The sequence below is a fragment of the Pseudomonas sp. HMSC067G02 genome (assembly GCF_001813485.1).
GTDB lineage: Bacteria > Pseudomonadota > Gammaproteobacteria > Pseudomonadales > Pseudomonadaceae > Pseudomonas > Pseudomonas aeruginosa.
Map to the genome: position 1 here is coordinate 274,065 of NZ_KV812632.1, position 11,265 is coordinate 285,329.

The following is an 11,265-nucleotide window of genomic DNA, read 5'->3' on the forward strand; positions in this document are numbered from 1 at the left end:
TGGCGATGGGGAAGAAGATCGGCGCCAGGATCAGCACGATCGCCGAGGGCTCCATGAAGCTGCCGGCGACCAGCAGCACCACGTTGACCATCAGCAGGAAGCCGATCGGGGTCAGGCCTTCCTGCACCACCCATTCGGTGATCTGCTGGGGGATCTGCTCGGTGGTCAACACATGGGCGAAGAGCATGGCGTTGGCGATGATGAACATCAGCATGATGCTCAGCCGCCCCGACTCCAGCAGCACCTTGGGACAGTCGCGCAGACGCATGTCCTTGTACACGAACAGCGCGACGAAGGCCGAGTACACCGCCGCCACCGCCGCCGCCTCGGTGGGGGTGAACAGCCCGGAATAGATGCCGCCGAGGATGATCACCAGCAGCAACAGGCCCCAGCCTGCACGGCGTGCGGCGGCCAGCCACTCGCGGAAGCTGGCGCGCGGCTGCGCCGGCAGCTTCTTGACCCGTGCGACGATGTAGATCACCACCATCAGGATCACCCCGAGCAACAACCCCGGAACCACCCCGGCGACGAACAGCTTGCCCACCGAGGTCTCGGTGGCGGCGGCGTAGACCACCATCACGATCGATGGCGGGATGAGGATGCCCAGGGTCCCGGCATTGCAGATGATCCCCGCGCCGAAGGCGCGCGGATAGCCGGAGCGGACCATGCCGGCCACGGCGATCGAGCCGACCGCCGCCACTGTCGCCGGCGACGAACCGGACAGCGCGGCGAACAGCATGCAGGCGAGCACCGCAGCGATCGCCAGGCCGCCGCGGATATGCCCGACGCAGGCATTGGCGAAGTCGATCAGGCGCCGCGCCACGCCACCGGTGGTCATGAACGCGCCGGAGAGCAGGAAGAACGGGATCGCCAGCAGGGTGTAGTGCTCGGAGGTCTCGAACAGCTTGATCGCCAGCGAGCGCACCGAATCCGGGCTGAACAGCAGGATCGTCAGGGCGCCGGACAGCCCCAGGGAGATGGCGATGGGCACGCCGATGAACATGAACAGGAACAGCAGCAGGAACAGGATCAGCACGGTCATGGACGGTTCTCCCCGGCCTCTTCGCCGGCCAGTTTGGAGGCCTCGGCGGCCTCGTCGGCGAGGCCCAGCCCGAGCTGGCGACCGCGCAACAGGTTGACGAGGATTTCCAGGTAGCGCAGCAGCACCAGGCCGAAGCCGACCGGCACCACCACCGCGATGTAGGCCTGGAGGATGCCGAAGTGGTCGAGGTCCTCGGCGCCGATGCCGGCGACCAACAGGGTCTTCACCCAGTCGTAGCTGGCGACCATGAACAGCCCGGCGTAGCCCAGGCAGCAGAGGCAGGCGAGTATCCCAATCAGGCGCTGCAAGGGACGCGGCGCCAGGCGCACCAGGGCATCCACCCCGAGGTGGCCGGCGGTGCGTACGCCGTAGGCGATGCCGAGGAAGATCAGCCAGCCGAACAGCGCCTTGGTCAGCGCGTTGCTCCAGGACATGTCCTGGGCTACCCCGAGGATCGCGTCGCCCACCGAGTACAGCGGAGCCCGCAGTGTCGGCAGGCGGTCGCCGAGGTCGTAGAACAGGGTGAAGACGTTGGTCATCACCACATAGAGGAAGGTCACCAGCGTCATCGCCGCCAGCAGGAAGGCGATAGCGCCCTCCTCGAAGCGGTTCCAGACGCGCACGAGTCGATTCATCGCAGCGTTCTCCACAATGCCCCGCCCGGCCGGGCGGGGCCGGACGGGTCAATCGGGACGGTTGGAGGCTTCGGCGGTCTGGAGCAGGTCAGCGCCGACATTGCCGCGGAATTTCTGCCATACCGGCTGCATCGCCTGGCGCCAGTCGGCGCGCTGCTGCGGGGTCAGGGTATGGATCTCGCTGACGCCACTGGCGAGGATGCGCTGGCGGGCGTCGCGGTTGAGGCGCTCGGCCTCGAGGTTCACCTGCACGGTGACCTCGTCCATGATCCGCTGCAGCGCTTCGCGGATGTCCGCCGGGAGGCCGTTCCAGAACTTCGCGTTGGTGATCACCATGTAGTCCACCAGGCCGTGGTTGGACTCGGTGAAATACTTCTGCACCTCGTTGACCTTCTGGCTCTCGTAGTTCGACCAGGTGTTCTCGGTGCCATTCACCACGCCGGTCTGCAAGCCCTGGTAGACCTCGGCGAAGGACATCTTCCGGGAGATCGCGCGGAGCTGGCGGAACTGCTCGTTGAGCACGTCGGACGCCTGCACGCGGAATTTCAGCCCGCGCGCGTCTTCCGGCTCCAGCAACGGGCGATTGGCGGAGAGCTGCTTCATCCCGTTGTGCCAGTAGGCCAGGCCGAGGATGCCCTTGCCCTGCATGCTGGTCAGCAGGGCGCGCCCCTGCGGGCTGCGCTGGAAGCGGTCGACCGCCTGGATGTCGTCGAAGAGGAACGGCAGGTCGAAGATCTGCACCTTGCGCGTGTACTGCTCGAACTTGGCCAGGGACGGCGCTAGCATCTGCACGTCGCCCAGCAGCAGCGCCTCCATTTCCTTGCCATCGCCGAACAGCGACGAGTTGGGATAGACGTCCACCTCGACCCGGCCGCCCAGGCGCTGTTCGACGAGCTTCTTGAACAGCAGCGCGCCCTGGCCCTTGGGCGTGTTTTCCGCGACCACGTGGGAAAACTTGATGACGATCGGCTGCGCGGCATTCGCCAGGCAGGAGCCACCGATCGCCAGGGCGCACAACAGCGCCCGTACCATCGTCTTGAACATTTCGTGACCTCAGATTGTTGTTGTGCTTTCGAGGTATCGACGAGCCTGACGCAGCCGGCGCGTTCGGAGAATTCGCCATTGCTCAAGCCCGCGTTCGCGTCTGTCGAACGCGTTCAGCCACCCTCCCCGGCCCGCTCCAGCAGGCGTCGCGCGCGTCCCAGCACCGGCGCGTCGACCATCTCGCCGTCGACCACGAAGACGCCGGCACCGGAGGCGCCGGCCTCTGCCACCCGACGCGCCCACTCCAGTTCCGCGAGACTCGGCATCAATGTCTGGTGAATCGGCTCGACCTGGCTCGGATGGATGCACAGCAACCCGCCGAAGCCCATGTCGCGAGCGAAGCGCACTGCCTCGACCAGTCCGACACGGTTCTGGATCGCCGGATAGACGCCGTCCAGCGGCGGCGCCAGGCCTGCCAGGCGCGATTGCAGGAGCAGCGCGTAACGGGCGTGACCGAGAATCTGTTCGGCTGCGTTGCTGCCGGTGTTGAGATCGAGATCCAGGGCCAGGTCGAGGCTGCCGAAGGACAGCCGCTCGACCCCCGCGGCGGCGGCGATCTCGCCCAGCGCGGCAAGGCCGCGGGCACTCTCGACGATGGGCCAGACCGGCTTGCCGCTGGCCACGGCGGCGTGGCGCACCTGGGCGGCGCTCTCCACTTTCGGCAGGAGCAGGCCGATCACTCCGGCGTGGTCGCGGCACAGCGCCAGGTCGTCGGCATGTCCGGGATGCTCCGCCGCGTTGATCCGCACCAGCACCCGGGCTTCCGGCGTATCGACGAGGAAACGCCGGAGATTGGCCCGCGCCTCGACCTTCAGCCCCTCCTCCACCGCATCCTCGAGGTCGACGATGACCCGGTCGGCGCCGCTGGCAAGGGCCTTGGGGATCCGCTCCGGGCGGGTCGCCGGGACGAACAGCGCGCTGCGCACGATCTGTCGGTTCATGTCCGTCTCCTCATACCGTTCCGGTCGCGCGCAGGCGCTGGATATCGGCCGCGGTACAGCCCAGTTCGGCAAGCAGCGCGTCGCTGTCGCCGCCCAGCGCCGGCACCGCATCCATGCGCGGAACGAAGGCGCTGCTGCTGGCCGGCGGCAACAACGCCGGCAGGCGCCCGGCCGGGCTGTCGATGGAGGTCCAGCGTTGCCGCGCCTGCAACTGCGGGTGCGCCCAGACCCCGGCCATGTCGTTGACGTGGGCGTTGGCGATCTGCGCCTGTTCCAGGCGCGCCACCACCTCGGCGGCCGGCAAGGCGGCGAAGGCTTCGACGATCAGCGCACGCAGCTCCTCGCGGTTGGCCGAGCGCTTGAAGTTCGCCGAGAAGCGTTCGTCGTCGGCCAGCTCCGGGCGGCGCAGGACCTTGTCGCAGAAGGCCCGCCACTCGCGCTCGTTCTGCAGGCCGAGCATCACCGTGCCGCCGTCGCCGGCGGGGAATGGCCCATAGGGGTAGATGGTCGAGTGCGAAGCGCCGGCGCGCGGCGGCGGCGGCGCGTCCTGGTAGGCGTAGTACATCGGGTAGCCCATCCACTCCACCAGGCTCTCCAGCATCGACACGTCGATGCGGCTGCCCTCGCCGGTGCGCTCGCGCAGCAGCAGGGCCGAGAGGATGCTGCTGTAGGCGTACATGCCGGCGGCGATATCGGCGATCGAACAGCCGGCCTTGGCCATCTCGTTCGGCCCGGCGCCGCCGGTCACCGAAAGGAAGCCGCCCTCGCTCTGGATCAGCAGGTCGTAGGCCTTCTTCTTCTCGTAGGGACCGCCTTCGCCGTAGCCGGAGATATCGCAGACGATCAGTCGCGGGAAGCGCTCGCGCAACGCCTCGTAGGACAGGCCCAGGCGCGCGGCGGCGCCCGGCGCGAGGTTCTGCACCAGCACGTCGGCGCCGGCCAGCAGCTTCTCCAGCAACGGCAGCGCCTCGGCCTGCTTGAGATCGAGGCTGAGGCTCTGCTTGGAACGATTGGTCCAGACGAAGTGCGACGACAGGCCGTTGACCCGCTCGTCGTAACCGCGGGCGAAATCGCCGACGCCGGGGCGTTCGATCTTGATCACCCGCGCGCCGAGATCGGCCAGTTGGCGGGTGCAGAAGGGCGCGGCGATGGCGTGCTCCAGGCTGACCACGGTGATGCCGTCGAGCGGGCGCGGCTGGTGGGATTGCGTCATGGGTCGGACTCCCTGCCCTCGTCCGTCGAAGACGAGGTGCGGCTGGTTCGGTTGATCAGATCAGGGGCGTTACGGAAGGCGCCTGACGCAGGCCCCAGGCCCGCTGGATAAGGATCTCCGCCTCGGCGCCGGTGGCCGCGCCGGAAAACGCCAGCAGGCGGCGGAACTTGTCGGCCAGCTCGTCGCGGCTGAGGGTATTGCCGGGATCGCCCTTGGGTTCGTCGATGGCGGCGGTATGGCGCCGCCCTTCGCCATCCAGTACTTCGACCCGCCCGAGCCAGCGCTGCGGATAGGCGGCGTCGACCTCCGGGTCCAGGCGCATCTCGACCCGCTCGCGGAACGCAGCGACCCGTGGGTCGCTCAGCGCATGCCGATGGAACTCGCCGAGGCCGGCCTTGCCGTACACGGCGATCAGGCCCAGCACGGTGCCCATGGAGAACTTCGCCTGGTGCACGGTCTGCGGCTCGACCACCCGGCCGAGCACGTCGATGGCGCCCTGGTGGACCCGCGCAGTGACCGCGGCGATCTGCGAGTGATCGAGCCCTTCGCGCAGCATCAGCGCCAGCAGCGCGTCGGCCGCGGGATGGGTATGGCGGCACGAGGCGTGGAACTTGAACGAGGTTTCCAGCAACGCCCAGCGGCTGCCGAGGCGATCCACCAGGCGCTCGGGGTCGGCGTCGCTGGACATCCCGGCGGCCATCCCTTGCTCGCCTTCGAGGATGTGTCGCGCGCCGCTCAGGCCGTCGGCGGTGAGATAGGCGGCGAGCAGCCCGTCGGCGGCGGCCTTGGCGGTATGCAACTGCTTGGAATCGGCGGCGTCGCGGAGGAACTCCCAGAGCCCGGCGGCCTGGGTTCCGGCGCTGCCGAGCAGGTCGACGAAGCGCTCGCGGTCGAAGTCCATCAGCTTGCCCACCGCCACTGCCGCGGCGAGGGTGCCGACCGTGGCAGTGGTATGGAACACCCGGTAGTGGGAACGACCGAGGAATTCGCCGATGCGGATGCCGGCCTCGTAGCCGGCCACCGCCGCGAGGATCAGCTCGGCGCCACTGCGGCCGAGGTCCTGGGCCGCGGCCAGGGCGGCAGGGAAGACCACTGCCGCGGGGTGCAGCACCGAGCTGTTGTGCAGGTCGTCCTGCTCCACCACGTGGGAAGCCGCGCCGTTCACCAGGGCGGCGAAATACGGCGAGCTGCGCCGCCGGCTGGGCAGGATCTGCGCGCTACCGTCGGCCGGGCCCATGCGTTCGGCGTAGCGCTCGAACAATGGGATCGGATGCTGGCCCTTGCCGGCCAGCGCCGAGCCGAGCCAGTCGAGGAACAATTCTTCCATCCGCGCCAGCACCGCCGGCGGCAGGTCCTGGTAGCGCAGGCCGGCGAGAAAGCCGGCGAGTTGCTGGGTGTAGTCGGTCATGACCAACGCTCTCTTGTAGTTGTCCCGAGGCACGCGGCCTACAGCGGGTTGCTCAGTTCGATCAGGTTCAGGTCGGGGTCGCGCAGGTACAGCGAGAGGATCGGCCCGCCGGCGCCGGTGCGCTGCACCGGGCCCTCGAGGATTTCCACGGCCTGCTGGCGCAGTTGCTCGGCCACCGCCTCGAGTGGCGTGGCGACGATGAAACAGAGGTCGGCGGACCCCGGCGTAGGTCGCTCGGCCTTGGGTTCGAATTCGCCCCCGGCCTGGTGCAGGTTGATCTTCTGCGCACCGAAGGCGAGGGCCTTGCGACCCGCGCCGAAGGTAACGGCGCGCATACCCAGTACGCGGGTGTAGAAATCGATGCTGGCGTCGATGTCGCGGACGGTGAGCACCAGGTGGTCGATACGGTCGATCTGCATGGGCGGCTCCCGCTTCAGAACGAGCGCGGCAGTTCGAGCAGGTGCTCGGCCACGTAGGACAGGATCAGGTTGGTGGAGATCGGCGCCACCTGGTACAGGCGGGTCTCGCGGAACTTGCGCTCGACGTCGTACTCGCAGGCGAAGCCGAAGCCGCCGTGGGTCTGCAGGCAGGCGTTGGCCGCCTCCCAGGAAGCTTTCGCCGCCAGGTACTTGGCCATGTTCGCGCTGGCCCCGGCGTTGAGCCCGGCGTCGTACTCCTGGCAGGCGCGCCAGCGCATCAGGTCGGCGGCCTCCACTTCGATGTGCGCCTCGGCGATGGGGAACTGCACGCCCTGGTTCTGCCCTATCGGCCGGCCGAAGACCACGCGGTCGCGGGCATAGTGGCTGGCCTTGTCGATGAACCAGCGGCCGTCGCCGATGCATTCGGCGGCGATCAGGGTGCGCTCGGCATTGAGGCCGTCGAGGATGTAGCGGAAGCCCTTGCCTTCCTCACCGATCAGGCTATCGGCGGGGATCTCCAGGTTGTCGAAGAACAGCTCGTTGGTCTCGTGGTTGACCATGTTGGCGATCGGCTGCACGGTCAGGCCCTTGCCGATGGCCTCGCGCAGGTCGACGAGGAAGATCGACATGCCTTCGGACTTGCGCTTCACCTCGGCCAGCGGCGTGGTGCGCGCCAGCAGGATCATCAGGTCGGAGTGCTGGATCCGCGAGATCCACACCTTCTGCCCGTTGATCACATAGCGGTCGCCCTTGCGCACGGCGGTGGTCTTGATCTTGGTGGTATCGGTGCCGGTGGTCGGCTCGGTCACCCCCATCGACTGCAGGCGCAGCTCGCCGCTGGCCAGCTTCGGCAGGTAGAAGCGCTTCTGCGCCTCGCTGCCGTTACGCAGCAGCGTGAACATGTTGTACATCTGCCCGTGCACGGTGCCGGAGTTGCCGCCGCAGCGGTTGACTTCCTCCAGGATCACCGAGGCCTCGGCCAGGCCCAGGCCGGAACCGCCGTACTCCTCCGGGATCATTGCCGAGAGCCAGCCGGCGTCGGTCAGGGCCTTGACGAAGGCCTCGGGAAAACCGCGCTGCTCATCGATGCGGCGCCAGTAGGCGGCGTCGAATTCGGCGCAGAGGGCACGTACGCCCTCGCGGATCGCGTTCAGCTCTTCGCTGTTCGGATTCATCGGTGACTCCTCGATTCTTGTCGTTGGATGGGCGCTGGCGCCCTTTCAGTCGAATTCCACGTCGCCGCGCTGGGCCAGGCCGGCGCCATTGCCGACCCATACCTCGGCCTTGCCGGCAGCGAGCAGGCGGCCACCGACCTCGAACGGCTCGGGACAGATCAGCGGGCGCAGGCCGCGATAGGCGAAGCGGCGCAGACGCGCCTGCGGATTGGCCCGGCAGAACGCGCGCAGGGCCAGGGTGGCGATCAGCGGACCGTGCACCACCAGGCCCGGATAGCCTTCGGCGTCGGTGACATAGGGCCAGTCGTAGTGAATGCGGTGGCCGTTGAAAGTCACCGCCGAGTAGCGGAACAGCAACACCGGATCGGGCTCCAGCGCCTCGCGCCAGTCGCCCTCGGGCAATGCCTCGGTACCGCCGAGCTTGGGCGGGGTCGGTTCGCGGTAGACGATGTCGTGCTCTTCGCTCAGCGCCAGCTGGCCGTCCTGGCGGTAGTCGTGGCGCAGGGTGACGAACAGCAGCGCGCCGCTGCGACCGTGCTTCTCCTCGACCCGGAGGATGGTCGAGGTGCGGCTGGCCTCGCCGCCGACCTGCAGCGGCTGGTGGAACTCCAGGCGCCCGCCGGCCCACATGCGGTTGCGATCGTCCGCCGGCGGCAGGAAACCGCCGCGCGCCGGGTGGCCGTCGACGCCGAGGCCGGCGGCCTCCACCGGGTCCTGGAAGAACGCCCAGTGCCAGAGCGGCGGCAGCGCTTCGCCGTGGGCCGGGGTCGGCTCGCCGAAGGTGGCGGCGATGCGCTTGACCAGGTTGCGGCTCAATTGATCGTGGGTTTCTTCCTGGCGACCGATCCAGGGGGCGAAAGCGGACTCACTCATGCGTGGCTTCCCATGACCTAGGGGGTGATGGGAGGAGAATGATAGGATGCTAGCGTTTTGAGAATTTGCAATTACGCAATGGCGCGTTCGGATTTGCCGAACGCCATGGAGTGCCCATGCATTTCGATCTCGCCGACCTGCGCCTGTTCATCCATATCGCCGAGTCGCCCAGCCTGACCCAGGGCGCGCGCCGCGCCTTCCTTTCCCCGGCCGCCGCCAGCGCACGGGTCAAGGCGCTCGAAGGCCAGCTCGGCAGCCGCCTGCTGTACCGCGACAGCCGCGGCGTCGAACTGACCCCGGCGGGCCAGCGCCTGCTACAGCACGCGCGGCTGATCATGCGCCAGGTGGAATACCTGAAGAGCGAGTTCACCGAGTACGGCAGCGACGCCGCCGGGCATATCCGCATCTTCGCCAATACCACCGCGGTCACCGAATTCCTCCCGGAAATCCTCGCCGGCTTCCTCGCCGCTCGTCCCGGGGTCACCGTCGACCTGCAGGAACGCCTCAGCCGCGACATTGTCCGCGGCGTACTGGACGGCTCCACCGACCTCGGCATCATCGCCGGGCCGGTGGCGGCCAGTGGCCTGCAGGTCCTGCATTTCAGCACCGACCGCCTGGTGATGGCGGTGCCCCAGGGCCATCCGCTGGCCGGACAGGCCAGGGTAAGCCTGCGCGACACCCTGCAGTTCCAGCATATCGGCCTGCCCGAGGGCACCACCCTGCACGCCTTCCTGTACGAACGGGTGGAGCAGATGGGCGAGCAGCTATCGCTGCGCATCCAGGTCTCCAGCTTCGAGGCGATCTGCCGGATGATCGAGGGCGGCGTCGGCATCGGCGTGATCCCGCAGTCCGCCGCGCGCCGCCACAGCCGGACGATGAAACTGGCGACCATCGAACTCGACGAGCCCTGGGCGATCCGCGAGCGCAGCCTGCTGGTACGCGACCTGGAAGCACTGCCGAGTTGCCTGCGGGCGTTGATCGAGGAGTTGCAGAGGGTGGGAGACAGCCTGTAGGGGGCCGCCCACCACTCCCGCTCAGTTCGCCAACCCACCGCTCTCCGCCAGGCTGCGCTCGTCCGCGGCGAGCATCGCCGGCATGTGCTCGCGGAGGAACTCGACCCAGGTGCGGATCTTTGCATCCAGGTACTGCCGCGAGGGGTAGAGGGCGTAGACGTTGAGATGGAACAGGCTATAGCGCGGCAACACCCGCACCAGGCTGCCGTCCTTCAGGCCGTTGACCGCCGCGTACACCGGCAGCGCGCCGATACCCATGCCGGAGACCACCGCCTCGGTCATGGCGTCGGCGGTGTTGACCTGGAAATGCGTCTGGTTGATGCAGGCCAGTTCCTGGCCGTCGGGACCGTCGAACAGCCAGCGGTCCAGCGACATCACCGAGTTCACCAGGCGCAGGCAACGGTGCGCGGACAGCTCCGCCGGCAGCTTGGGGAAGCCATGCGCGGCAATGTAGCCCGGCGAGGCGCAGAGGATGCTGTAGGTCTGGCCGATGCACTTGGAGACGAAACCGGAGTCCGGCAGTTCGGGGGCTATCACCACGGAAATGTCGTAGCCCTCGTCGAGAATGTCGGTGATCCGGTTGGCCAGGGTCAGGTCGAAGCCAACCTCCGGGTAGGTCTCGCAGTATTGCGAGATGGCCTTGATCAGGTAGTGCTGGCCGATGCCGGTCATCGCGTGGACCTTCAGCGTGCCCGACGGCCGCGCATGGGCGTCGCCCGCCTCGGCCTCCTCGATGTAGGCGAGTATCTGCTGGGCGCGCATCAGGTAGCGCTGCCCGGCTTCGGTCAGCGCGATGCGCCGGGTGGTGCGATGCAGCAGGCGGGTCTGCAGGTGGGCCTCCAGCTTGGCCACCGCACGGGAGACATAGGCGGTCGTCAGGTCCAGGCGCTGGGCGGCGGCAGTGAAACTGCCGGTCTCCGCGACGCTGACGAACGCGCGCATATTGAACAGGATATCCATCACGGCCCTCTAGGCTCTGACGCTTATGGCGCGTCTCTTTTCCACGCAACCCGGAGGACACCCCAAGGCGGCGCAGATTCTGTCACGAGTCAACCCACCTATTATTGCCTTTTGTGACAAAAATTTTTCACCTATCCGAGCTCTTATCCGCAAGCGCCGGCGCTCCTAGAATTCCCAGCCGTTTCGGCCTCCCCTCGCCGTCGTTCAGGATTCGCAGCAGTGCCCCGCGCCACCCGGAAAGGTCTCCCCCTGGTTCCACCGGCTCCCCTCGCGTTCTTTCCCAGCTCCGACGAATTGCGCCGCGCCCTGCTCGAATGGGCGCGTAGCGACGGCGTCGCCTGGGTCTTCGTATTCAAGGCCCTGCTCACCGCCAGCCTCGCCCTGTGGCTGGCCTATCGCCTGGAGCTGCCGCAGCCGAGTACGGTGCTGGTGACGGTCTTCATCGTCATGCAGACGCAGAGCGGGCAGGTCCTGGCCAAGAGCTTCTACCGCATCGTCGGAACCCTGATCGGCCTCAGCGTGATGGTCACCCTGATCGCCCT

At 67.8% G+C, this 11,265-nt stretch carries 12 protein-coding genes; 2 read left to right on the forward strand and 10 right to left on the reverse strand.

Translation table 11 applies throughout. The features are described from left to right. The 9 genes from dctM to HMPREF2914_RS05325 all read right to left on the reverse strand — a co-directional run. Window positions 1–1,042: C4-dicarboxylate TRAP transporter large permease protein DctM (gene dctM, locus HMPREF2914_RS05285; RefSeq protein ID WP_070702805.1), on the reverse strand; the 1,042-nt coding region annotated here is incomplete at its 3' end. After that, entirely contained in the window at window positions 1,039–1,677 is a 639-nt protein-coding gene (locus tag HMPREF2914_RS05290; protein ID WP_003134273.1) for a TRAP transporter small permease, read from the reverse strand. The genes HMPREF2914_RS05290 and dctM, both read right to left, overlap by 4 nt. A gap of 48 nt (window positions 1,678–1,725) precedes the next feature. Next, window positions 1,726–2,721 carry a TRAP transporter substrate-binding protein gene (locus tag HMPREF2914_RS05295; protein WP_023092157.1) on the reverse strand — a complete coding sequence of 332 codons (996 nt, stop codon included), beginning with the start codon at window positions 2,719–2,721 and terminating at the stop codon, window positions 1,726–1,728. 113 nt (window positions 2,722–2,834) lie between these two features. Next, entirely contained in the window at window positions 2,835–3,662 is an 828-nt protein-coding gene (locus HMPREF2914_RS05300; RefSeq protein ID WP_003134274.1) for an HpcH/HpaI aldolase/citrate lyase family protein, read from the reverse strand. A gap of 10 nt (window positions 3,663–3,672) precedes the next feature. After that, window positions 3,673–4,875: a CaiB/BaiF CoA transferase family protein gene (locus tag HMPREF2914_RS05305; RefSeq protein WP_003110264.1), complete on the reverse strand. Its 1,203-nt coding sequence runs from the start codon at window positions 4,873–4,875 to the stop codon at window positions 3,673–3,675. Window positions 4,876–4,930: 55 nt separating this feature from the next. After that, entirely contained in the window at window positions 4,931–6,283 is a 1,353-nt protein-coding gene (locus HMPREF2914_RS05310; protein ID WP_023092158.1) for an MmgE/PrpD family protein, read from the reverse strand. Between the two features lie 38 nt (window positions 6,284–6,321). Next, window positions 6,322–6,702 (reverse strand): VOC family protein, encoded by a 381-nt coding sequence (locus HMPREF2914_RS05315; protein WP_023092159.1) that lies wholly within the window; start codon window positions 6,700–6,702, stop codon window positions 6,322–6,324. A gap of 14 nt (window positions 6,703–6,716) precedes the next feature. Beyond that, on the reverse strand, window positions 6,717–7,877 hold the full coding sequence (locus HMPREF2914_RS05320) for an acyl-CoA dehydrogenase family protein (protein ID WP_003085913.1): 1,161 nt from the start codon (window positions 7,875–7,877) through the stop codon (window positions 6,717–6,719). Window positions 7,878–7,922: 45 nt separating this feature from the next. Next, the gene (locus HMPREF2914_RS05325; protein WP_023092160.1) at window positions 7,923–8,750 is read right to left on the reverse strand and encodes an HTD2 family dehydratase; all 828 of its coding nucleotides are present in this window, start codon (window positions 8,748–8,750) and stop codon (window positions 7,923–7,925) included. A 116-nt stretch (window positions 8,751–8,866) separates the two neighbouring features. Between HMPREF2914_RS05325 and HMPREF2914_RS05330 the strand changes: the two genes are divergently transcribed. Next, window positions 8,867–9,763, forward strand: coding sequence for a LysR family transcriptional regulator (locus HMPREF2914_RS05330; RefSeq protein ID WP_003110267.1), 897 nt, complete (start codon window positions 8,867–8,869; stop codon window positions 9,761–9,763). Between the two features lie 21 nt (window positions 9,764–9,784). Here the strand turns inward: HMPREF2914_RS05330 and HMPREF2914_RS05335 are convergent, their stop codons facing one another. After that, on the reverse strand, window positions 9,785–10,723 hold the full coding sequence (locus HMPREF2914_RS05335; protein ID WP_070702806.1) for a LysR family transcriptional regulator: 939 nt from the start codon (window positions 10,721–10,723) through the stop codon (window positions 9,785–9,787). 219 nt (window positions 10,724–10,942) lie between these two features. Here HMPREF2914_RS05335 and HMPREF2914_RS05340 point away from each other — a divergent pair. Next, window positions 10,943–11,265 (forward strand): FUSC family protein (locus HMPREF2914_RS05340; protein ID WP_177344130.1); only part of this gene is annotated, 323 nt, incomplete at its 3' end.